Origin of the sequence: Larkinella soli (assembly GCF_003703975.1) — a bacterium.
Lineage (GTDB): Bacteria > Bacteroidota > Bacteroidia > Cytophagales > Spirosomataceae > Larkinella > Larkinella soli.
Window position 1 is genome coordinate 80,119 of record NZ_QTJY01000020.1, and the last position, 23,064, is coordinate 103,182.

General features: G+C 62.1%; 22 protein-coding genes. 3 read left to right on the plus strand and 19 right to left on the minus strand.

The annotated features are described in order from the left end of the window. Window positions 1-13: 13 nt before the first annotated feature. The 5 genes from DX909_RS25745 to DX909_RS25765 form a co-directional block, all read right to left on the minus strand. Entirely contained in the window at window positions 14-640 is a 627-nt protein-coding gene (locus tag DX909_RS25745) for a GNAT family N-acetyltransferase (RefSeq protein ID WP_164851409.1), read from the minus strand. Continuing rightward, window positions 640-1,533: an MBL fold metallo-hydrolase gene (locus DX909_RS25750; RefSeq protein WP_128548124.1), complete on the minus strand. Its 894-nt coding sequence runs from the start codon at window positions 1,531-1,533 to the stop codon at window positions 640-642. The genes DX909_RS25745 and DX909_RS25750 overlap by 1 nt, the downstream gene beginning before the upstream one ends. Before the next feature lie 70 nt (window positions 1,534-1,603). Next, a complete protein-coding gene (locus DX909_RS25755) occupies window positions 1,604-2,380 on the minus strand; it encodes a DUF2310 family Zn-ribbon-containing protein (RefSeq protein ID WP_128548125.1) in 777 nt (258 codons plus the stop codon). A gap of 107 nt (window positions 2,381-2,487) precedes the next feature. After that, on the minus strand, window positions 2,488-3,132 hold the full coding sequence (locus DX909_RS25760) for a hypothetical protein (protein ID WP_128548126.1): 645 nt from the start codon (window positions 3,130-3,132) through the stop codon (window positions 2,488-2,490). Between the two features lie 117 nt (window positions 3,133-3,249). Continuing rightward, a complete protein-coding gene (locus tag DX909_RS25765; RefSeq protein ID WP_128548127.1) occupies window positions 3,250-3,492 on the minus strand; it encodes a hypothetical protein in 243 nt (80 codons plus the stop codon). A gap of 222 nt (window positions 3,493-3,714) precedes the next feature. Here DX909_RS25765 and DX909_RS25770 point away from each other — a divergent pair, with 222 nt between their 5' ends. Next, window positions 3,715-3,948: a hypothetical protein gene (locus DX909_RS25770; protein WP_128548128.1), complete on the plus strand. Its 234-nt coding sequence runs from the start codon at window positions 3,715-3,717 to the stop codon at window positions 3,946-3,948. Window positions 3,949-3,961: 13 nt separating this feature from the next. Here DX909_RS25770 and pcaF read toward each other — a convergent pair whose 3' ends face one another. Genes pcaF through pcaH form a run of 7 tightly spaced genes read right to left on the minus strand, consistent with a single transcriptional unit; the run spans window position 3,962 to window position 11,469 of the window. Further along, window positions 3,962-5,173, minus strand: coding sequence for a 3-oxoadipyl-CoA thiolase (gene pcaF, locus DX909_RS25775; protein WP_128548129.1), 1,212 nt, complete (start codon window positions 5,171-5,173; stop codon window positions 3,962-3,964). Between the two features lies 1 nt (window position 5,174). Next, complete coding sequence (locus DX909_RS25780) at window positions 5,175-6,533, minus strand: 3-oxoacid CoA-transferase (RefSeq protein ID WP_128548130.1); 1,359 nt, start codon at window positions 6,531-6,533, stop codon at window positions 5,175-5,177. Between the two features lie 12 nt (window positions 6,534-6,545). After that, a complete protein-coding gene (locus tag DX909_RS25785; protein ID WP_206513052.1) occupies window positions 6,546-7,739 on the minus strand; it encodes a 4-hydroxybenzoate 3-monooxygenase in 1,194 nt (397 codons plus the stop codon). Next, window positions 7,736-8,866 (minus strand): bifunctional 3-oxoadipate enol-lactonase/4-carboxymuconolactone decarboxylase PcaDC, encoded by a 1,131-nt coding sequence (pcaDC, locus tag DX909_RS25790; RefSeq protein WP_128548131.1) that lies wholly within the window; start codon window positions 8,864-8,866, stop codon window positions 7,736-7,738. The genes DX909_RS25785 and pcaDC overlap by 4 nt, the downstream gene beginning before the upstream one ends. Then, on the minus strand, window positions 8,850-10,217 hold the full coding sequence (gene pcaB, locus DX909_RS25795) for a 3-carboxy-cis,cis-muconate cycloisomerase (protein ID WP_128548132.1): 1,368 nt from the start codon (window positions 10,215-10,217) through the stop codon (window positions 8,850-8,852). The genes pcaDC and pcaB overlap by 17 nt, the downstream gene beginning before the upstream one ends. Window positions 10,218-10,226: 9 nt before the next feature. After that, a complete protein-coding gene (gene pcaG, locus DX909_RS25800) occupies window positions 10,227-10,745 on the minus strand; it encodes a protocatechuate 3,4-dioxygenase subunit alpha (RefSeq protein ID WP_128548133.1) in 519 nt (172 codons plus the stop codon). Window positions 10,746-10,761: 16 nt separating this feature from the next. After that, the gene (gene pcaH / locus DX909_RS25805) at window positions 10,762-11,469 is read right to left on the minus strand and encodes a protocatechuate 3,4-dioxygenase subunit beta (RefSeq protein ID WP_128548134.1); all 708 of its coding nucleotides are present in this window, start codon (window positions 11,467-11,469) and stop codon (window positions 10,762-10,764) included. 141 nt (window positions 11,470-11,610) lie between these two features. Between pcaH and DX909_RS25810 the strand changes: the two genes are divergently transcribed. Further along, window positions 11,611-12,519: a helix-turn-helix domain-containing protein gene (locus DX909_RS25810; RefSeq protein ID WP_128548135.1), complete on the plus strand. Its 909-nt coding sequence runs from the start codon at window positions 11,611-11,613 to the stop codon at window positions 12,517-12,519. Here the strand turns inward: DX909_RS25810 and DX909_RS25815 are convergent. The 5 genes from DX909_RS25815 to DX909_RS25835 all read right to left on the minus strand — a co-directional run bounded on the left by DX909_RS25815 (window position 12,512) and on the right by DX909_RS25835 (window position 17,193). Next, entirely contained in the window at window positions 12,512-13,810 is a 1,299-nt protein-coding gene (locus tag DX909_RS25815) for an MFS transporter (protein WP_128548136.1), read from the minus strand. The genes DX909_RS25810 and DX909_RS25815 overlap by 8 nt on opposite strands. Window positions 13,811-13,843: 33 nt before the next feature. After that, window positions 13,844-14,068 carry a DUF2798 domain-containing protein gene (locus DX909_RS25820; protein ID WP_128548137.1) on the minus strand — a complete coding sequence of 75 codons (225 nt, stop codon included), beginning with the start codon at window positions 14,066-14,068 and terminating at the stop codon, window positions 13,844-13,846. Beyond that, window positions 14,065-14,901, minus strand: a complete 837-nt coding sequence (locus tag DX909_RS25825) for an alpha/beta hydrolase (RefSeq protein ID WP_206513053.1) — start codon at window positions 14,899-14,901, stop codon at window positions 14,065-14,067. Before DX909_RS25825 ends, DX909_RS25820 begins: the two co-directional genes overlap by 4 nt. A gap of 49 nt (window positions 14,902-14,950) precedes the next feature. Further along, the gene (locus DX909_RS25830) at window positions 14,951-16,090 is read right to left on the minus strand and encodes a quercetin 2,3-dioxygenase (RefSeq protein WP_128548138.1); all 1,140 of its coding nucleotides are present in this window, start codon (window positions 16,088-16,090) and stop codon (window positions 14,951-14,953) included. A gap of 215 nt (window positions 16,091-16,305) precedes the next feature. Then, window positions 16,306-17,193, minus strand: a complete 888-nt coding sequence (locus DX909_RS25835; protein ID WP_128548139.1) for an alpha/beta hydrolase — start codon at window positions 17,191-17,193, stop codon at window positions 16,306-16,308. Window positions 17,194-17,625: 432 nt separating this feature from the next. Between DX909_RS25835 and DX909_RS25840 the strand changes: the two genes are divergently transcribed. After that, entirely contained in the window at window positions 17,626-20,346 is a 2,721-nt protein-coding gene (locus tag DX909_RS25840; protein ID WP_128548140.1) for a PAS domain S-box protein, read from the plus strand. A gap of 9 nt (window positions 20,347-20,355) precedes the next feature. Here the strand turns inward: DX909_RS25840 and DX909_RS25845 are convergent, their stop codons facing one another. Then, window positions 20,356-21,327 (minus strand): TIGR03885 family FMN-dependent LLM class oxidoreductase, encoded by a 972-nt coding sequence (locus DX909_RS25845; RefSeq protein WP_128548141.1) that lies wholly within the window; start codon window positions 21,325-21,327, stop codon window positions 20,356-20,358. Between the two features lie 20 nt (window positions 21,328-21,347). Then, on the minus strand, window positions 21,348-22,997 hold the full coding sequence (locus DX909_RS25850) for an alpha-amylase family protein (RefSeq protein WP_128548142.1): 1,650 nt from the start codon (window positions 22,995-22,997) through the stop codon (window positions 21,348-21,350). Between the last annotated feature and the right edge of the window lie 67 nt (window positions 22,998-23,064).

Sequence of the window (23,064 nt, forward strand, 5' to 3'; positions counted from 1 at the left end):
TCCAGCTTTCAGCTCAAAAAACGATTTCCATCCGGCGCTGGTGGGGAACCGGACCCCGGGCGGCCCCGTACTTCCAGTCTCTTTGCCGGACAAACCGGAAGCCCAGCCGCTCGTACAGGGCCTCGGCCCGGGGGTTGGTGGCGGCCACATCCAGGGCACATCGGCGAAACCCCGCGCTCCGGGCCCGGGCCATCTGATTCTTCAGCAGGGCGCTGCCGACGCCCCGCCCCCGGAGATCGGGCCGGACGCCCACCTGGGAGAGGTAGGCGGTGTCTTTGTCGGGCGGGGGCAGCACCGTGGTCATCTGCAGGCCGCGCCGGACCACGCCCCCGAAGTGCCGCCAGCCGAAAAACCGCCAGAAGTTGGCCGCATTCCCGAGGTCGGTGGTCAGGTTATCCCGGCCCGACTGAAAGGCGCAGATGCCGGCCACCTCGTTGTCGACCAGGGCCACCGTGCAGAGGTGAAAACTGGACAGGCCCTTTCCGGTCGGGAAGGCAAAATGGAGGTAATCCTGAGCCGGTTTTGACCTCAGCCGGTAGACGTAATCGAACTCATGCGGCCCGGAGGAATAGATCAGCGGGACTGCCGCCCGGACGTCTTCGGGCCGGGCCGGCCGGAAATCGATCGACAGGTTTGCCACTATGCTTCGGTCAGTTCCTCGTAGGCGGTTTGGAGGTTGCGGGAAAGGCCGTCGCCCTTCACGTCGGTGACGCCGGGAATGGCCGTGGCCTTCAGCACGTCGTCCTTGCTTTTTCCGGCTTTGATCTCGCTCCCGACAAACGTCAGCAGCTTCTCCAGATAGCCCCGGAAGGTGCCGATCTCGCTCCGGTCGCCGGTCACGGCCTGCGGGTCGAACGCATGGCCGAAGATGAAGATGGTATCCTTGTCGAACGTCTTTTCCACCTGATCCAGCACCGTGACCCAGTGTTTGATGCTGGCTCCGGCGGTGCGGTCGACGGCCGGATAACGGCCCTTGAAGAGCAGGTCGCCCAGGTGGGCCACGTTGGCGTTCTCGAAGTGGATCACGCTGTCGCCGTTGGTGTGCCCCTCGCCGAAGTAATAGGCCCGGATGCGTTCCGGTCCGACTTTTACCTGCCAGCGGTCGGTAAAGGTGGTGTCCGGGTAGAGCTGCTTCTCTTCCGACTGGTTGCGTTTGGCCACGATGGTCTGGTTTTTCAGCGAGTTCTGGTGGGCTACCACGTGTTCGACCAGCCCCTTGTAAGCCACATTGCCGCCGGTATGGTCGCCGTGGTGATGGGTGTTGATGAGGTATTTGAAAGGCCGGTCGGATTGTTTCTTCAACTGTTCGATCAGGTGCTGCGACTGCTCCGGAAACTGCGAATCGACCACGACGATACCCTCTTTGGTGGCCAGGTGGGCGATGGTACCGCCTTTTTCGCTGAAAATACCGACACCGCGCCGGACTTCTTTTAGGGTATAGGGCGTGTCCTGCCGGGCGAATAACTGAGGGCCGGCCAGGAGGGAAAGGACCGCAGAACCGGCGGATTGCTGGAGAAATCGGCGACGTTGCATGGTATCGGAATCAGGGTTTCGGATTGGAAAGGCTTAAAATAATCAATAATTTCTATTTTTTCGTCCCTCCTCATCCGTCCCTTTTGGCCAGACTGGAGCGCCCGGAAACCAGCCGGGCCTCCTCCGACCGAAAGCCGATGAAGTCGTTGAAGGTCGAACCCGGGATGAACCAGTCCTTACCCGTCAGAGGGCATTTCCAGCCGGGCTCCTCGCTCTCGTGCCATTCCCGGCGGTTTTCCAGAAAGTAATAGGTCGGCATTCCTGTCAGTTCCTCTATTTGTCGGCGGAGTTCCAGACCCTGCCGGGTCAGGGGCGAATCGATCTCCTGCATCTGTGCCAGAGCGTATGCCTCCCCTGCATCATAAACCGTCCATAAAGATTGCAGGGTCTGGTAGGCCGAATGCCAGCTGTTGAGCGGCTGGTACGAATTGTATGCCGGCTCCAGGAACGGCAAACGATAAAGGGGAACGGCCACGCACGAATCCCCGCATCGAATGGGTGTCCAGGATTCCCCGTAAAGAATGTAGGAAGTCACTTCCTCCGGCGCTTCATAGTAAATAAAATCCAGCGCTCGCCCCGTCGGTCGTATTTCGACCGGTTTTCCGGTAATCCGGTGCAGCTTGTCGAAATAGCCGGGGATAAACTTGTGGTAATAGCGCGGGTTCAGCGAATTCTCCTCCGGGCAGGTAACCGGAATGCGAAGTTCGTTCTCCCGGGCGATCAGCTGATAATCCTCGCTGATGATCTGGCCATTGGCGTTCAGATAACTTATCAGGTATTCACATTCTCCAAAAATATCTTCAGGTTCCACCTGAGAAATGTCCAGAATCAGATCGAAAGTATACATGACGGAAAAATAAATAACCGTGTTCGTTCGGACACCCGTTCGTACCGGTAAAAACCGCCCCGCCCGGATCAAAGCCCGGGCGGGGCTTCAGGCCGGCAAAGGGGGCATTATTGGGTAAAGCTGACCGACATCTGGAAGGTGCGCCAGGCTTCGGCCCGGTCGCGGTCATGATGATAGGTGGGCTTGGTCATTTTGTCGTAGGTAACCGGATTCTCGAGCATCAGCAACTGAATGGGGGCGATCAGGGTCGGCGATGACCCCGGGCTGTTCGCATAGTTCAGCTGCAGCTTGAACATCACCCGGTTGGGCCGGACATTCGGGTCCGGCAGTTCCGGGCCGACCTGAATGGCGTTGTTGACGATCGTCGTTTCGCCGGGAGAAATCGGGTCGGTGATGGAGGACCGGGTCAGTCGGTAAGCCGGTGTGGCGAACGACGCCTTATTGATCCGGCGGAAATCCACCGACACGTTATAGAACAGGGAGCCGCCCTGTTCCAGAACGGTCTGGCTGACAGCCTTGCTCTTCGGCAGTTTGATCACCTGCCCGTTGGCGGTGCTCTGCGCCAGTACTTCATTGTTTTTGCCCATGAAGTAAATCGTGGCGATCGTAAATTCACAGGGATACGGCCGATCCTGCCCGTTGAGCATCTGGCAGGGAGTGGAGGCCACGCGAACCGGAGTCGGGTCCGAAAATGGATTGGTGCACAGATCCAGGCCGGCCGCCAGCAGTGAGATCAATAGGGTCGTTTTCATGATGGTATGGAGTTATATGGGAATAAGATCCCAAGCTACCGAAGGGCCTTCGATTATTCTAATACGATTTAGGTTTCGGTCGGTTCACTCCGGTCCGGCGGGCGGTCTCTCTATACTTTAAAGCCGGCGCTTTTTCATAGCGATCCGGGTTTGCCGCAATCGTCGGATGGCCAGATGCTGAAGCCGTTCGTGGTAGAGCAGCCGGCCGCCGACCGCCCCTATGACGCTGCCCAGAACAATGGCCATCAGCCGGGCCGTGATCAGTTCCGTCGGGTTTGTGGTGAGCGAGGCCCCCGACTCGGCCAGGAAGATCGTCAGGATGGAGATGAAACCTGCCAGAATGGGGATACCGACGCACAATCCCGCCAGCAGCGGAAAGTCCCATTTCCGGTTCGACTCCCTGAATTAAACCAGTTGCTTCAGCATACTTCCTGGGCCAGTTTCCCTCCGGGCTGTCCGGTCGGTGTTGATTGTTTCTGCTTATTCCGAGCAGGTGGACCACCCCCCAGCCCCCTCCCATTCCGAAAATTTTCCTACCTTACCAACGCGGTTTGCTGCCGTAACCACCTAAACCTTAATGTCATGGAGGAGAAGAAGAAAACACGCTGGTGGCTTTGGGTCATCGTGATCATTATCGGATTGATGGTCGCCGACTGGATTGCACTGTCAATTCCCAGTGAGCAGGAAAATATTCCCGTCGAGATTTTGAACCTGCCACCGCCCGATTCTATAACCCCGTTACCCACACTGCCGTCAACGGCCGTCCCAAAAAGAGACTCAACCGGCGAAGACCCCGAACGTCCGCAGAAACGATAATTTCCGATCCCATTCAGGAAACCCGCTCGATGATCACCGCGTAGCCCATGCCGACGCCGACGCACATCGTCGCCAGGGCGTAACGCCGGTTTCGCTTCTCCAGTTCGAGTGCGGCCGTCTGCACGATACGCGTCCCGGACATGCCCAGCGGGTGGCCCAGCGCAATCGCCCCGCCGTTGGGGTTAATGCGCGGATCGTCGTCGGCAAGACCCAACTGACGGATACAGGCCAGCGACTGGGCCGCAAAAGCCTCATTCAGTTCGATCACGTCCAGATCGTCCAGCCGCAGACCGGCCTTCTGCAGGGCTTTCTGCGTCGCCGGGACCGGCCCGATGCCCATCACCCGCGGCTCGACCCCGGCCACGGCCGAGGCCACGATCCGGGCTTTCGGCTTCAGGCCGAACCGTCGGACGGCTTCTTCGGAGGCCATCAGCAGGGCCGCGGCCCCGTCGTTGAGGCCCGACGAGTTGCCGGCCGTCACCGTTCCCCCCTCCTTCCGGAACGCCGGCTTCAGCTTCGCCAGCACCTCCCGGGTGGTCTGCGGCTTCACAAATTCGTCGGTCTCGAACCGCACGGCCGGACCTTTTCGGGCCGGAATATCCACGCCCATGATTTCCTCGGCCAGCCGTCCCGACTCCTGGGCGGCAGCGGCTTTTTCCTGAGAACGGCAGGCAAACGCATCCTGATCCTCGCGGCTGATCCCGAACTGGTCGGCCAGGTTTTCGGCCGTCAGGCCCATGGCGTCCGTGCCGTACAACTCCTGCATCCGGGGATTGACGAACCGCCAGCCGAAACTTGAATCGACCATCTGGGCGTCATTCCCGAACGGCTTCGAGGTCTTGGAAATGACCCACGGCCCCCGCGTCATGTGCTCCACCCCGCCGGCCAGGAACAGATCGCCGTCGCCGGCCCGGATCGCCCGTGTCGCGTGGATGACGGCCGACATTCCCGACGAGCACAGCCGGTTGACGGTTTCGCCGGGAACGGTATAGGGCAGTCCGGCCAGCAGCAGCGCCATCCGGGCCACGTTGCGGTTGTCTTCCCCGGCCTGGTTATGACAGCCCAGAATGACGTCGTCGACGGCTTCCGGCGGAATACCGGGATTGCGCAGGAGCAGTTCCCGGAGGGGCAGGGCCGCCAGATCGTCGGCCCGGACGGGCGACAGGCTTCCCCCGAAACTTCCGATCGGGGTGCGGACGGCGTCGATGATATAGGCTTCAGGCATGTCAGAGTACGATAGAAGGTTGGTGAATCAGAAAACCGGCGCCTGTTTTGGCCCGAACTTCTTCCAGGGTCGCCCCCGGCATCAGTTCCAGCAGGGTCAGCTTTCCGTTGGGATAACCGAAAACGGCCAGATCGGTAATGACCACGTCCACCACGCCGGTGGCGGTCAGCGGAAGGGTGCATTGCGGCACGATCTTGGGTGAACCGTCGGAGTTCGTGTGCGTCATCGTGATGACCAGCCGCCGGGCGCCTTTTGCCAGGTCCATCGCCCCCCCGACGCCGAGCAGCGGCTTGCCGGGAACGGCCCAGTTCGCCAGATTGGCGGCTTCGTCCACTTCCAGACCGCCCATGATGGCCACGTCGATATGGCCGCCCCGGATCATCGCGAACGAATCGGCGCTGTCGAAATAACTGCTGCCCTTCAGGGCGGTCACCGGTATCTTCCCGGCGTTGACGGGATAGTGCATTGCCCCGCCCCCGTCGGCCGGCACCGGTCCTACCCCGAGCATTCCGTTTTCGGTATGCAGGATGATGCCGTGGTCCTCGGTGATCAGGTCCGCGACCAGCGTCGGAATGCCGATGCCGAGGTTGACGACGTCGCCTTTCCTGAGTTCGGCCAGCGCCCGGCGGGCCATGTTCATCCGGGCTTCGTCCACCTTTTTGGAGGTCGAGACGGAGGCCGAACTGCCGAGGTCCTCGGGCGTCAGCGTTGCCTGCACCAGATAATCGACGAAACAGCCGGGCGTATGGACGTGTTCGGGTGCGATGGCTCCGACCGGCACGATCTCCTCCACCTCCGCCACCACCAGATCGGCGGCCGTCGCCATCGCCTTGTTGAAGTTGTTTTCCGTCATGCGGTATTGCAGATTCCCGGCCGTATCGGCCCGCCAGGCCCGGATGAAAGCCACGTTGCCCCGGATGCTTTTGACAAACACCTGCTCGACGCCGTCGATGATGCGGACGTCGCAGCCCTCCGCCAGGGCCGTACCGGCGGAGGTCGGCGTATAAAAGCCGCCGATACCGGCCCCGCCCGCCCGGATGGCTTCGGCCAGCGTGCCCTGCGGCAGCAGTTCATACTCGACCTGCCCGCTCTGGGCGGCTTTCACGGCATCGGGGTTCGAAGTAAAGAACGAGCCGATCATCTTCCGGATCTGGCCGTTCCGCAGCAGGCGCCCCCCGCCCAGACCGGCCTCGCCGGTGTTGTTTCCGATAAAGGTCAGGTTGCCGGTGCCGGTTTCGGCCAGGGCGTGCATGAGGTGAACCGGGTTGCCGGTCATCCCGAAACCGCCCTGGAGCAGCGTATCGCCGTCTTTCACCAGCCGGGCGGCCGTCTGCACATCAATAATGGGTACTTGCTTCATGGTTGGTGGTTGTTAATGGTCGAAGGCCGAAAACGGCAGGCCCACGTAGTTCTCGGCAATCGTGGCCGCGTAGGCTTCCGACGTTCGGATGTAGTCGAATCGCGCTCGCTGGAGCCGGTACTGAAACGAGCCGTGTTCGTCCTGTTTATGAAACAGCGTCGTCATGAAATTGGAGAACTCCTGCGCCCGCCAGACCCGGCGGAGGGCGGTCTGCGTGTACAGTTCCAGACCCGTACAGGAGCCGTTGCGGTAAAAGTCCGCTAGCCCGTCGACCAGGTGCTTCACGTCCGCAATGGCAAGGTTCAGCCCCTTGCCCCCGGTCGGCGGCACGATGTGGGCCGCATCCCCGGCCAGGAACAAACGCCCGGCCTGGAGGTTGTCGATCAGGAAACTGCGCATGGGCGTGATGCTTTTCTCGAAGATCGGCCCGGATTGCAGGTGCCAGCCCGGCGTTCCCAGCCGGACCGACAACTCTTCCCAAATCCGGTCATCGGGCCATTGATCGATCGATTCGCCGTTTTCGACCTGGAGATACAGCCGGCTGACTTTGGCCGAACGGAGGCTGTGCAGGGCAAAACCGCGTTCGTGGTAGGCGTAGACCAGCTCGTCGGAAGACGGCGGTACGTCGGCCAGAATGCCCAGCCAGCTGAACGGGTAGGTGATGGCATACTCGCGGTAGCTGTGCCGGGGCAGGGTCTTTCGGCCCAGTCCGTGAAACCCGTCGCAGGCGGCCACGAAGTCGCATTCGATCACTCCCTTCTCACCGGCCTGTTCGAAATATATTTTTGGATGCCGGGTATCGAAATCCTCAATCGCCAGCGCCGGGGCTTCGAACAGCAGGGTTTCTCCGGCGGCCTGCCAGGCGTCCGTCAGGTCTTTGACGACCTCCTGCTGGCCGTAGATGGTGATGTGCCGCCCGTTCGTATGCGCATCAAACGGAACCCGGATGCGCTCGCCGTCGAAGCTCAGGTACACGCCGTGGTGTTCGTGCCCTTCCCGGATCAGCCGGTCCGCCAGACCGAGGGCCTTCAGGATGTCGACCGTATTCTGCTCCAGCAGACCGGCCCGGACGCGGGCCTGTACGTATTCCCGGCTCCGGTGTTCGATGATGACCGCGTCGATGCCCTGCCGGCGGAGCCAGTGGGCCAGCGTCAGGCCGGCGGGCCCGGCACCGATGATGCCTACCTGCGTTCGGATGGTTTTCATAGGCTGATTCCCAGTTCTTCCAAGACTTCCTGGGCAGAGTGAAAAGCGTCATTGGCGGCCGGAAGACCGCAATAGATCCCCGACTGAAGGATCACCTCCCTGATTTGCCCGACGGTCAGGCCGTTGTTCAAAGCCGCCCGGACGTGCATCTGAAACTCCGACCGGCGGTTGAGGGCGATCAGCATCGCCAGCGTGATGAGGCTGCGGTCCGCTTTGGACAGGCCCGGCCGCGCCCAGATTTCGCCCCAGGCGTAGCGGGTAATGAAGTCCTGAAAATCGGCATTGAAGGCGTTGATCCGCTCCCCGGCCCGGTCCACATGAGCGTCTCCCAGCACGCTCCGGCGGAGGTGCATCCCCCGCTCCGACACCGACTCCCCGACCAGAAAGGCGATGAGGGCCTGCGCGAAGGATCGGGGCAACTCCGTGGCCGTCAGATGGCGGGAGGGCAGCACCAGCAAATGGGCATCGGGAATCTCCCCGGCCAGAAACTCGGCCTGTTCAACGTTGGTAACCGGGTCGTCGTCGCCCGTGATGACCAGCGTCTCGACTGTAATTTCCTTCACCCGTTCCCGAAAATCGGCGTCGCGGATGGCCGCACAGCAGGCGGCATACCCGGGCACGGGGCTCCGCAGAAACAGGGTCCTGACGGCGGCCACCCGCTCGGGATGGCGTTCCCGGTACGATTCGGTAAACCACCGTTCCATGGTCTCGTCTGCGATGGCCGCCATCCCGTGCCGGGTGACGGTGTCGATCCGGCCGTTCCAGCGTTCGTCGTTTCCGATTTTAGCGCCGGTATTGCTCAGGACCAGCTTCCGGATGCGGTCGGGATGGTGAATCGCCAGCCACTGGCCGGTCAGCCCGCCCATCGACAGGCCGCAGAAAGCCGCCTGCCGGATGCCGAGCCGGTCCATCAGGTCGATCACGTCCTGCCCCAGCTGGTCGATAGCATACGGGCCGGGCGGAACCTCGCTGCCGCCGTGGCCGCGGGTGTCGTACTGCAATACCCGGAAGTAGGGCAGCAGCAGCGGAACCAGTTCGTCCCACATCATCATTTCCGCCCCCAGCGAGTTGGAGAAGATCAGCACCGGGCTGCCGGGCGAACCCTGGAGTTTATATTGAAGCCTCATCGTCTCGGGAATAAGGGTGACTTTCGGTTTGGTAACTTCCGCCCGCCGGCGGGTTTAGCAGAGAATCGATGATCTCCAGGCTCCGGCCGACGGCATTTTCGGGCCGGAAAAGCGCATCGGGGTCCGGCAGAGCAAAGTCGAGTTCTGCCAACACGGCTTTGAGGTGTTTCCCCTGCGTTATGGCCGTTTCACAGGCCATTTCCACCTGCCGGTGCGCTTCGGTCTTGCCGAGCCGGGGAGCCAGCGCCAGCGAAACGGCTTCAGCATAAATCAATCCCCCCGTTATTTCAAGGTTCTGCCGCATCCGCGCCGGATCCACTTCCAGATCGGCAAGTAGTTCGATGGAGCGGTCCACGGCCCCGCCGGTCAGCTGCATAAGGTCGGTCAGTGGTTCCCATTCCGCGTGCCACCCTCCCGCCGAGCGTTCGTTTTCCTGCGGCATTGCGGCCAGAAGGGTCGCCACCAGCTGCGGAGTCCGGCCGGCATTTGCCAGAATGGCCGCGCAGTGGACTGGGTTGCGCTTGTGAGGCATCGTGCTGGACCCGCCTTTCCCGGCGGCTTTTCCTTCCAGCACCTCGCCGATCTCGGTCTGCATCAGCAGCGAAACATCCCGGGCGATTTTGCCCAGACTGCCCGTCAGGATGCCCAGATTCGCGGCCCATTCGGCCGGACGGTCGCGCTGCGAATGCCAGGGTGCCGCGGGCCGCAGCCCCAGCGCAGCCGCCGTCTCCGCCAGCACCTCCGCCGTCAGGAACGCATTACCGCTGCCGACCGCCCCACCCAGTTGCAGCACCTCCACCCGGGGCCGGCTTTCTTCGAGCCGTTGACGACTGCGCCGGACGGCTTCGAGCCAGTAGGCGGTTTTCAGGCCGAAGGTGATCGGGCGGGCCTGTTGCAGGAGCGTTCGCCCGGCCATCACGGTTTGCCGGTGCGTGCGGGTCAGGTCCGTCAGCAGGGTTTCCAGTTGTTGCAGCTTCGGCTCCAGCCACTCCCGGAAAGCCTTGATCGTCAACGTCATCGCCGTATCGACCACATCCTGGCTGGTGGCCCCCAGATGCACGGACCCGGCCGCTTCCGGATCGCGCCCGGCCACCTGTTCAGTCAGCTGCTTCACCAGCGGAATGGCGGCATTTCCGCCCGGCGCCACCTCCTGCCGCAGTCGTTCCAGGTCAGGACGGGCGGCTTCGCAGCAGGCGGCAATGGCATCGGCCGATTTTGCCGGAATCAATCCCTCGCGGGCCTGAGCGCGGGCCAGGGCGGCTTCAAACCGGAGCATCCGGCTTAGAAAGGCTTCGTCCGACAGGAGCGGCTGTAATTCAGAGCTGTAAAACAGATGGGTGTATAGCGACATACGGATAGATCAGATTTCAAAAAAGACGGTTTCCCGTTCCCCCTGCATGTAGATGTCGAACTCGTAACCGGCGGGCGTTCTCCGGGCGATCAGCGTCTGCCGCCGGTGTTCCGGCACCGCGTTCAGCACCGGATCGGCGGCATTGGCGTCGGTTTCTTCCGGGAAATACAGCCGGGTGTAGGAATGAATCAGCTGCCCCCGCATGAAGACGATCACCGACAGGTGGGGCGCCTGACCGTCGACCGATCCCGGTTTGACGGTGTGAAACAAAAACCGGCAGTCGGGGTCGGTGCCGGTGCCGAACCGCCCGAAGCGCCGGTTAGCGGCATCCCAGAGTTCGATCAGGGCGTCGGAAACGGGCTGCCCCTGCCCGTCGAACACCCGGCCGTAGATCAGGACGGCTTCCGGCCCGGCGAGCGGATCGACCAGCCGGTTTCCGACCAGACTTTTGAAATCATAGAGATACTGTTCGGGCGTCAGGCCGTAGGCGAAATAGGGTCCGACGGTTTGGGAAGGCGTCTGTCGCATGGGTCGAAGGGGTTGATCAAACCGTTTCAAAGGGGGTGGAGCCGCTGCCCCGCAGCACGAAGTCGAACTGGTAGCCCAGCGCGAAATGCGGCTCGGTCACCGCCATGTCGAAGCGGCAGATCAGCAGGGAACGGCCTTTCGGCGGCAGGCTCAGAAAGACCGGGTCGTGGTCCAGCAGCGGATCGCCGGGAAAATACATCTGCGTCACCAGCCGGGTCGTGATGTTCGGGCCGAACAGGGAAAAGTGGATGTGATTGGGCCGCCAGGCGTTGTAATGATTGCTCCACGGATAGGCCCCCGGCTTGATGGTATAGAATTTATATCGCCCCTCGGCGTCGGTCAGCACCCGGCCCGTGCCCAGAAAGTTGGGGTCCAGCGGGGCGTCGTGCTGGTCCACCTTATGCACATACCGGCCGGCCGCGTTGGCCTGCCAGATTTCGATCAGCGTGTGCGGAACCGGGCGGCCGGTTTCGTCCAGCACCCGCCCATGCACGACGATGCGTTCGCCGAGCGGCTCGCCGTTTTTCATCGAATTTTTGGTCAGGTCGTGGTCGAGCGGGCCGACGTTCGCAGCCCCGAATACCGGGCCGGTCCGCTCGGAAAGCGAGTGCGGGATCACCACCAGCGGTTGGGTGGGCGCCCGCAGCACGGTGGATTTATAGCCGGGGGCCAGGTAGGGCGGCTGGACCTCCCGGTCGAAAAGGGGGATGGTGGGCTGGCTCATAAGCAGGGCGAAACGTCAGAATAGATTCTGAACAAAGGTATCGGCAGTGTACTAATTCATCTTGGATTATTGAAAAATACATTTGCACTAACCGAACATTCCAGCCATATTTAAACCGGTATTTAGCTTTTTAGAACATCGATGCCGCATTCGCTGAAGAACTACGAAGGACTGTACGGGGACACCCGCTATCCGCGCTCGGAAGGGTTCATGACCCATGAGTTGCTGGAGGTGCGGAGCCGTCAGTACGAGTGGTTCATCGACGAGCACCTGCACACCAATCTGGTGCAGCTGTTCTTTTTCACCTCCGGCAACGGCGTGGTGCTGTCCGAAAACCGGCGCATCGCCCTCGACCCGCCCTGCGTTCTGCTCATCTCCTCCAACACCCTGCACGGGTTTTCCTTCGATCCCGGGATGGTGGGCGAGGTGCTGACGATTCAGGAGGAAGTGCTGGAAGCGGTGTTCAGGTCATCCCCGCACATCCTGCTGGAACTCAACGGCCTGAAACACTTCCCCTTTCCGGCCGCCGGCGACGCCTTCCGCGACCTCGTCGACCTGAAGGAACGGCTTTGCCGGGAATTGCCGGGCCATGCGCCCGAGAAAGAAACCAGCCTCCAGCTGCTGCTCCAGCTGCTCTGGATTCAGATCTACCGCGTCAGCCTCGCGTCGGAGGTGCAGATTCAGCATTCCGATAACCGGACGCTGCGGTATTTCCAGTCCTTCCAGAAGATGATTCGCCAGTCGCTGCACGAGGTCCGGTCGGTGCAGGAATACGCCCGCGAACTGAACATCACCACCGTCCACCTGAACCGCATCTGCCAGGGGCTGGTCCGGAAGTCGGCCTCGCAGATCATCCACGACTACCTGACGGCGGAAGCCAAAAAGTACCTGCTGCACACCACCTTTACGCTCTCCGAAATCTCGTACCAGCTCAACCTGAAAGACCCCGCCTATTTCTCGCGTTTTTTCAAGAAACAGACCGGCCTGTCGCCGGGGGCGTTCCGGAAGCAGGCCCGGGCCGAAACCGGGCCGCCGGAACCGGTCAGCTGATGTTCCGGGAAACGATCCGCCACGTGACCAGCCCGGCCACGGCCGTCGGGACGGCGAAGATCAGGAAGTTGGCGGTCATGGTCAGCCCCAGACCGATGAGCAGACCGCCCACGGCCGGGCCGGTGATGCCGCCGAGCCGCCCCATGCCGATGGCCCAGCCGACGCCCGTGGTCCGGAACTGGGTCGGGTACAGGCGGGCCGCCACCGCATACAGCCCCACAAAACCGCCCTGAACGCCGAAGCCCAGCAGCCCGAACACCAGCAACAGCGCCGGCGACCCCGCGAACACCCGAAATACCGCCATGAGTATAGCGGTCAGAATCAGGAAGATACCGATGGTCTTTTTCAGCCCGAACCGGCTGGAGAAATAGCCCTGCGTGATGACGCCGAAAAACGAACCCACGTTGAAGACGGCCCCCGCATAGATTGCCAGTTCCATCGACAGGCCGGCATTGGCCGCCAGCTTAGGGATCCAGCTCAGCAGGAAATACAGGGTGGCGAAGGACAGGAACAGCGCCGTCCACAACTGGAAGGTCGATACTTTATAGTCGGGTCCGAGCAGGGAGCGGACGGGAATACCACCCGGGCCGAGCGGCCGTTCGGGCAGGCTTTCCAGCGGCTCCTTGCCCATGCGGGCCAGAATGGCGTTGGCCCGGGCCAGGCTCCCCGGCGAGGGCGCGTTCAGGTAAAATTGCAGTGACTCGGTCAGAAACAGCTGAACCAGCGGCAGCGCCAGCAGCGTGGTGGCCCCGGCAATGCGGAACAGGGCCTCCCAGCCGGACGCCGGAATCACCCGGGCCGCCACCAGCCCCGACAAAACCGCCCCCACCGGATAGCCCGACAGCACGAAGCTGACCCAGAAATCGCGGGACCGGTTCGGGGTGTATTCGGAGGAAAGCGCGGCCGTGCAGGCCAGCATGCTGCCGATGCCCAGCCCGCTGACGAACCGGAAAACGATCAGGTCGGTAACGTCCACCGAGTACGAAGTCAGGTAGATGCTGATGCCCATCAGGCCCGCACTCAGCAGGATCAGGGCCTTGCGGCCGATCCGGTCGGCAAAAGGGGCCAGAAACAGCGCCCCGGCGGTCATGCCGAGCAGCCCGGCGCTGAAGACGATGCCCAGCGATCCGGGGCTGACGTCCCAGTCCCCGGCGATGGCCGGGGCCGCGTAGGAAATCACCATCACATCCATGCCGTCGAGCATGTTCATCACGAAACAGAGCAGGACGGTCACATATTGCAGCCGCGAGATGGGCTGCTGGTCGATGAGCGAGCGGGAGCCGGCTTCCATAGAGAACCAGGGTTAGAGGACTGACGGGAGTGCCTACGGCTTTGAAGCCACTTTCTCGGCCAGCCGCCGGGCTGCCGGAATGATGATGAAGGCGGCAAAGTAGGCCACCGGCAGCATGACGACCCAGGCATTGATGAATTTAATGAACCAGCCGGGATTGAAACCGTGGTTGCGGAGCGTCCCGACGAACGCCATGATCAGCGTCATCGGCACGACGACGAACAAGGTGTTGACGTATTTGAAAAATTTGCGGCTCACGGTTTCAGATGCTGGTCGAGGAAGGCGAATACGGTATCGAGGTTTTTCGGGTCGTCGAACTGCGGGCCGCCGTGGCCTTCGCCCTCCAGCAGCCCGAAGCGGACTTTCTCCGGGCCGGCCGCCCGGTACAGGGCATCGGCAAAAACCGCCGACTGCAAATACGGAATCAGCGGGTCTTTCGAGCCGTGCTGGATCAGGAAGGGCGGGCAGTCTGCCGAAATATGGGTTTGGGGGTTGATCAGGGCCACCGCCCCGGGGGCCTCCGGAATCGGTTTTCCGATCAGGGCCGATTCCGGCGAGTCGGGGGCGTTGTGGACGGCCCCGCGGACCCCAAGCATCCGGAACTGATCGTCCATGGTCAGAAAGTCGATGGGTCCGAACCAATCGACCACGGCCTGTACCCGGCTCGACACTTCGGGGTTTCCCATCGAGAGGTCCTCCAGCGCCGGCACCCCGGCCGAGGTGCCGAGCAGGGCCGACAGGTGACCGCCGGCCGACGGCCCCCAGGCCGCGATGCGGTCCGGGTCGAGGCCGTACTGCCCGGCATGGGCGCGAATCCAGCGGACGGCGGCTTTGACGTCATGGACCGGCAGGGGCGATTTGGCTTCCCCGCTGAGCCGGTAATTGACGGATACCACCGCGTAGCCCCGGTTCACGCCCCCGAAGAGCGAAGCGAGGTGCTGGGCATCGCCCTTGTCACCGACCCGGAAGGCCCCGCCGTGAATGGCGACGATGACGGGAAACGGCCCTTCGCCGGTCGGCGGCAGGTGAATGTCCAGCTTCTGGGCCTCCGAGCGGTTCGCGTAGGCAAGGTCTTTCAGGATGGGGTTCATGTACAGGGTACGGAAGTAAGACGTTTCCAGGATCGTTGGCAGGGCGGGCTCAGTGGGGAGCGCCCGGCGGAACCGGCGGCCGCTCCACCGGCACCAGGTCGAGCTGCATGACCCGGGGAAAATTCGGGCCGGGGCCCGGCACCTGCGGATAAATGTGGTCGGGGTAGGGCGTGGCCGAGCGGAAAAAATCTTCGAAGATACCCGGCGTCAGTACCCCTATAAACCGCGTATAAGGGCTTTTCAGCTGATAGGCATGGATGACGCCCGCCGGCACGGCTACATAGTCGCCGGGTTCGATGTCCAGCAGCGACTGGTTGGCCCACATCCGCATCCGGCCGTCCACACAGAAGAACGATTCGGAATGCTGCCGGTGGAAATGCTTCAGGATCATGGGGCCGGCCGGTCCCTCGGTCCCGACAAAAAGCAGTCGGCCGCCGGTGGTGCGGTTGTCGCTCAGGATAGTGAACAACTGGTCGCCGATGAGGTAGCGGTCGCCCTCTCCGGCCGCCAGCACGTAGGGTTCCACCGCCGTGGGCAGACCGGTCCGGCTGACCCGCTCGGACGTCCCGGAAACCGGCTCGTCGCGAAAGCTGACGTCGGCGACCTCTCCGGCCCGGCCGAGGGCCTGCGCATCGAAGGGCGGGACGGCATCCGAAGGCTGAACATACCCGGCATAAGGCCGGCCCAGCGTGCGGTACAGGCCGCCGATCCGGGAGCCGCTGGTGACCGACGCGAGCTGCGTCCGGTGGGTAGTCATCCGGAAGCCGTGAACCGTCGCGGGCGGGATGGAGGCAAAATCGCCTTTGATCATCCGGTGGACAGACCCGCCGAGCCGGAGTTCCACCTCTCCTTCCAGCACAAAGAGGACTTCATGGGTTTCCTGGTGCGTATGGTCCGGGAAGCCGGCGCCCTGGCCTCCGGTGACGACGGCCCACTCGAACAGGTCGCCGGTATCGCTGCCGCGGGCAAGCAGATTGACCACCAGACCGCCGGCCAGATACCGCTCCCCGTCCCCGCTCCGCAGGTAATAGGGAAGCTTCCGGCCGGGCAGTTCGCCCTGGGGTTCGATGGCCTGCATGGCCGCAGCCCCGCCGGGAATTTCCCCGCCTTTTTCCAGCAGGTCCGCGTGTTCCGATGACCAGCGAAAGCCGCCGTCCGCGTCGTTTTCAACCCCTTTCACCGTTTGCATCCGGGTTCACATTTAGGTTTGTGACTGTTTCCGAGCGTAAAATTAGCCCGGGCCCGGACCAAAGGCTGGTAGAATTCGAATTATTACTTGGACAATCAGAACATGGCCTTATGGAAACGGCTGCGGACTTCATAGGCGATGTGCATGGCCCGGATACCGCCGAAAGCAGCCTGCGGCAACTGCTCCAATGCCTTTTGTGATGGGACGGCAACCCGTTACGGCGCTTTGGACAGCAGGCCCAGAAAGCCGAGCCACTCCCCGAAACGCTCGATCCAGCCGTCGACCGGGAGGTTCTGTTTCCGCATCCCGAACCCATGGCCGCCTTTGGCGTACAGGTGCAGTTCGGCGCCTTTGCCGGCTGCAATCCAGTCGTTGTACAGCTTCGTGCTCAGGGGCGCAAACCCAAGCTGGTCGTCGGTGGCGGCCGCTACGAACAGCGGGGGCGCATCCGCCGGAACCGTCGTTTTGTCCAGCGCCCCGGTATAGGCATAGATGGGAGCGACAAAGGCCGGCCGACCCGCGGGAGTGTACGAAAAAGCCACCCCGGCAGCTACCGTGCCCCCGGCCGAAAAGCCGATGATGCCGACCCGGTCGGGGTTGACGCCGTACCGGGCCGCCTGCCCGCGCACGAGTTCGACGGCGGTCCGGCCGTCGGCTATTGCGAGCGGCACCACCGGCGCGTTCTCCGCATCCAGCGCCTTGATGTTCTGCATCTTGGGTATCAGTTCGGCCACGGGGTCGTCGGTCCGGCTGCGGACCACCCGGTATTTCAGCACGAATGCCGTTACGCCTTTGGCGGCCAGCCATTTGGCCACGTCGATGCCTTCGCTGTCGATGGAAAGGGTATGAAAGGCGCCACCGGGGCAGATGATGACGGCCGTTCCGTTGGCGGTGGCCGGGTCGGGCCGGAATACCGTCAGGGTCGGGCTGGAGACGTTGTATACCACCCGCGTGTTGAAACGATTGGTGGCGCTCTCCTTCTCCTGCCAGTTCCAGTTCTCGGAGCCGGGAGCCTTCCCTGCATACAGCGGAATCACCTGCTGGGCCCCCGCCCGGGCGGCAAAGACGAACAGAAAGAACAAAATTTGTTTCGCGAAAGCCATAGAAGTCAAAGAGTTAAAAAATTCAGCCTGTTCATTATTTCGGACGAAAAAGGGTCGGCCGGGTTGGTCGGCCCGCCGATGCCTCCGCCTATGATCCGTATCCTGATGCCGCCGGGTCCGGAAGCCGGAAAACGCAGGACCCGGCTTTTCAGGTAGTGCTTACAAAAAGACAAAGAAAGAACGATATTATCCAATCGCATTTTCCAACTTTTTAATTCGTTCCTTTCCCGGAACCCGTGGAACCTCGCCGGCTTCGGAAATTTGTCAGGAAGGCCGACCCGCTTCATTTCCGGCAGGCGGAGCGGACCGACGGCGGCCGATTCGGCCGGGCGAACGGCCTGCGTTCCGGGCTTGTAACCGCTTGGCCAGAATGAATAATTTAAATTCTCTCCGTACCTTTAGGCGGTGTCGCTCAAATGGGATGGCCAATCAATGAATCAATCGAATCAAGGCCCTAACCCTGCGGTAAGCGCTGAAGAAAACACCCGTCGGCAAACCGAAAAGCTGCTTCAGCTGGTCGAAAACGCCAAAGATTATATGTCGATGGCGACCCTGGAAGGGCAGATGACCTACATGAACCGGGCGGCCCGCAGACTGGTAGGACTCCCGGCCGACGCCGACCTTTCTTCCCTTCACTTTCAGGACTTTTACTCGCCCCGGCAGATTCGGATCGTGCGGGAGGAAATCATCCCGGCACTCGACCGGAACGGGTCCTGGTCCGGGCCGGTTTGCATCAAACACCTCCCGACGCAGGAAGAAATTCCCTGTTACGCCAACTACGCCCTCATCTACGACCCCGACAACGGGCAGGTCATTTCCCGCTCGCTCATGCTGCGGGACCTGCGGCCCGAACTGGAAGCCCGCAAAGAGCTGGAAGACAGCGAAAAACGCTTCGAGAATCTGGTGCAGCAGGCACCGGTCGCGACGGCCATCTACACCGGCCGGGAGATGACCATCCAGTGGGCCAATCCGGCCATGATCAAATTATGGGGAAAGGACTCCTCCGTGATCGGCACAACCGTCCGGGTGGCCCTGCCCGAACTGGAAGGGCAGCCGTTCCACGACCTGCTGGACCGGGTGTTTACCACCGGCGAAATGTACCAGGCATCGGAAGACCGGGGCGACCTGGTCGTCGACGGCGTTCTGCAGACGTTCTACTTCAATTTCAGCTATAAGCCTCTCCGGGACAGTGAGGGCCGGATCTACGCCATCCTCAACATGGCCATCGACGTGACCGAACAGGTCATCACCCGACGGCGGCTGGAGGAAAGCGAAAACAACTTCCGCAGCCTGATCATGCAGGCGCCCATCGGCATCTGTCTGCTGACGGGCGAGGATTTCATCACGGAGATCGTCAACGACCAGTACCTCGAACTGGTGGGCAGAACGCGCGAAGGTTTCATGAACCGGCCCATCTGGGAATTGCTGCCGGAGGCCAGGGCCCAGGGGTTCGACCGGATTCTGTCGGAGGTGAAGCGAACCGGAACGCCCTACGTCGGGAATGAATCCCCGGTCATGCTGGTTCGGAACGGCCGGCCCGAAACGCTGTATGTCAACTTCGTCTATGAACCGCTCTTCGATACCGAAGGCCGGGCCCACAGCGTCCTGGTCTTGTCCATCGACATCACGCAGCAGGTCCGCTCCCGCCAGCTGATCAAGGAAACCGCCGACCGTGCCCGCCTTGCCGTGGAATCCGGGCGAATGGGCAGTTACGAAGTCGACTTCCTGACCGGCGTAGTCATCGGCTCTCCCCGGTTCAACGAGCTGTTCGACCTCGAGACCACCGGCCTGCAGCCGGATTACGTCTCCCGGATTCATCCCGACGATCTGCCGAAGCGGGCCAAAGCCCACGAGGTTGCCCTCCGCACGGGGGTTCTGGAATACGAGTGCCGGGTTATCCGGCGGGACCAGTCCATCAACTGGCTCCGGATATACGGCCAGTATTATTTCAACGAGGAAGGGCAGCCCATTCACATCATCGGCATCGTTCAGGACATCACGCTGCAGAAAACCGCCGAGGAAGAGCGGGAGAAATTTCTGGCCCTATCCTTCTACAGCCGGGATTTTATCGCCATGTGCGATATGAACATGAAAACGCTGTACGTCAACAAGGGAGGTATCGAACTGCTCGGCATCGAGGGGCCGGTGGAAGAACAGAGCCTGTGGGACTGTTTCTTTCCGGAAGACCATGCCTTCCTGCGCGATCAGTTTTTTCCGCAGGTCCTGCGGGACGGGCACGCCGAAGTTGAAATCCGGTTCCGTCATTTCCGGACGGGACGGCCGGTCTGGGTTATCTACAGCGTGTTCGTGATCTATTCGAACCAGGGCGAACCGTCGGTGCTGGCGACCGTCAGCCGGGATATCACCGAACGAAAAACGATGGAAGAGGAACTGGAACGGAGGGTGCAGGAGCGAACTGCCCAGCTCCGGCAGCTGAACGACGAACTCCAGCAGTTCAGCTACATTTCCAGCCATGATCTGAAGGAACCGCTCCGCAAGATTCAGGTCTTCGCCGACATGGCCCAGCAGGAATCCGACCCGGCCAACACGGTTCTGACCGACCACCTGCAGCGGGTGCGGCAATCCGCCAAACGGATGTCCGGGCTGCTGGCCGACCTGCTGAGCTACGCCCTCCTGGGCAACCCCGAACGCCAGTTCGCCCGGATCGATCTGAATCAGGTGCTCCGGCACATCCAGGGTGATCTGGAACTGATGATCCGTGAGAAGCAGTCGACCCTGTCCATCGGGCCCCTGCCGGTTGTCGAGGGCATTCCGTTCCAGATCAACCAGTTGTTCTACAACCTGGTCCACAACGCCGTCAAATTTACCAATACCGAGGGAGAACCTTCGGAGGTCCGGATCGGCCACCGGGAACTGAGCCTGGAAGACAAGCTACGACAAGGCCTCTCGCCGGCCCGGGTGTACCACCAGGTGGACATCACCGACAACGGCATCGGCTTCCGACAGGACATGGCCGACAAGGTGTTCGTCGTCTTCAAGCGGCTTCATACCCGGGAAGAATACTCCGGCAACGGCATCGGCCTTTCCATCTGCAAGAAAATAGCCGAAAACCACGGCGGCCGGATCATGGTCCGGTCCGTGCCGGGGGAAGGCTCCACGTTCAGCGTCATTCTGCCCCAGGTTCAGGGCTGATCGGGGCCGTTATGCCTCTTTCTGAAGGAGTTCCGGCAGTACCCGTTCGCCGAAAACGTCGATGAAGCGCTGCTGGTCGAGGTTGACGTTGTGCACCATGAGCTGTTCGAAACCCATCTCCAGATAGCCGGCCAGCCAGTCGGCATGCCGGCCGGGGTCGGCGGAGATATGCACCATCCGGCCCACCTCCTCCACGTTCACCATCTCGCCGATGGCGTCGAACTGCTCGGGCATCCGCAGTTCGGTGAGGGCATTGTTCGGAAAAATGTTGGAACGCCACTGCTCGTGCGCTCCCCGGCGGGCGGTCTCCTCGTCCCCGGCGTAGGAAAGCTGCACTTTCAGGTGCATCGGTTTGCCCTCCCCGCCCCCGCGCCGGAACGCGTCGACCACCTTCTGCAACTCCTCCAGGGGCTGCGAGATGGTCAACAGGCCGTCGGCCCAGGAACCGGCCCATTCGGCGGTTTTGGCCGTGACGGCCGCCCCGAAGATCAGCGGTTTGACGGCCGGGCGGGTATACAGGATCGCGTCCTCCACCGTCACCAGCCCTTTATGCGTGACGCATTCTCCGTTCCATAAGGCCCGGATGACGTCCACGCACTCCTTCAGCCGCGCGTTGCGGTCGGCTTTGGAGGGCCATTTTTCGCCCGTGATGTGTTCGTTGAGCGCCTGCCCGGTGCCGACGGCCATCCAGAACCGCTCGGGAAACATTTCGGCGAGGGTGGCGGCCGCCTGGGCGATGATGGCCGGATGGTAGCGCTGCCCCGGCGCGTTGACCACGCCGAACGAAAGGGGCGTGGCCTGCATGGCCGCCCCCAGCCACGACCAGGCGAAACCGCTTTCGCCCTGCCGGTTGCTCCAGGGATGGAAATGGTCGGAGCAGGAAGCCGCCGTAAAGCCGGCCTGCGCGGCCCGCTGCACATTGGCCAGTAATTGGCCCGGCGGAAATTGCTCGTGCGAAGCGTGATACCCTATCTTGATCATAGTCAGTGGATTCGTTTCGTTCAGGATGCAGGCAACAGGTGGCTGGAATCACCGGCCCGGAACCAGCGGTAGCCGCAGGCATCGAGCAGGATGCGGTGGACGCCCTGCGCGTCGGCGGTTTCCTCCCGGTCGACCATCAGATCGACCAGCCGCGACCCCCGGCCCTGTTTCAGTGATAACGCCACCTCCTGCGGTTTTTCGTCGAAATTGTGCAGGATAACCAGCGAACGGCCCTGTCGGTGGTAGAGCATGGCCAGCACAGGGAGGCCGTTCGTATCCAGAATCTGCCAGTCGCCGTTGCCGATTTCGAGGCATTCCTTCCGGAGCCGGACCAGCGCCGTCATCCAGTTCAGCAGGGAGCCGGGGTCGCGTCGCTGGGCGGCCACGTTCAGGTGCGGATACGCATACGGCCCTTCTTCGACGACGGGATGCACGACCTTTTCGGACGCCGAAAAACCGGCCTGCGGGTCGTTGGACCACTGCATCGGCGTCCGCACCGCTTCGCGCTCGGGCAGCCGCAGATCGTCGCCCATGCCGATCTCGTCGCCGTACCGGATCACGGGCGCGCCGGGGAGCGAGAACAGGAGGCTGTAGGCCAGTTCGGTGAGGGGCCGGCTGCCCAGCATCGGCGACAGCCGCCGGCGGATGCCCCGGTGGTATAGCTGCATGGTTTCCTCCGGCCCGAACCGGTCGAACACCTTCTGTCGCTGCTCGTCGGTCAGGCGGCCCAGGTCCAGCTCGTCGTGGTTGCGCAGGAAGTGCGCCCACTGGGCGGTCGGATAAAGGGCGCGGGTCGCTTCCAGCGCTTCGGCCAGGGGCTTCACGTCGGCCGTCGCCAGGGCGTAGAACAGGTACTGGTTCACGAAAAAGTTGAACATCAGGTGGATGCCCTCACCCTGCGGTCCGAAGTAGTTCCGGCTGTCTTCCGGCAGCACGTTCGCTTCGCCCAGCAGGACGGCGTCTCCCTTCCGCCACTGGAGAAACCGGCGCATCTCATACAGGTAATCGAACCGGAGCTTCGGCTCTGCCGGGCCGGGCGAGGGCGACTCCAGAATGAACGGAACCGCATCGACCCGGAAACCGGCCACGCCCAGCTGCAGCCAGTAGCCCATCACCTTGCGGATTTCCTCGCGGACCTCCGGATGGTCGACGTTGAGGTCGGGCTGAAACTCAAAAAAGCGGTGGAAATAATAGGCACCGGCTTTTTTATCCAGCGTCCAGGTGGATTTCTGAACACCGGGAAAGACCATACCTTCGTTCCAGTCGGACGGTTTCTTCTCGGACCAGACATACCAGTCACGATACCGGGAATCTTTGGCCTTGCGGGCTTCCTGAAACCAGGGGTGTTCGTCCGAAGTGTGGTTGACGACGAGGTCGATGATGACCTTGATGCCCCGTTTGTCGGCCTGGTGCATGAACGCCACGAAGTCGCCACTCGACCCGTGCCGGGGATCGACGCCGTAATAGTCGCGGATGTCGTAGCCGTTGTCCCGGTTGGGCGTCGGCTGGAACGGGGCCAGCCAGACCGCATCGACGCCGAGGGCGTGGAGGTAGTCCAGACGGCGGCACAGCCCTTCGAAATCACCGATGCCGTCGCCGTCGGCATCCAGAAAGGTTTCCAGATCAAGGCTGTAGATGATGGCGTTTTTGTACCAGAGGTCTTCGATCATGCGGGTGGCGGAGGAAACGGTTTAACCCGGGGCCGCGCCGGGTTGTTCAAATTTTTATCGACGACCC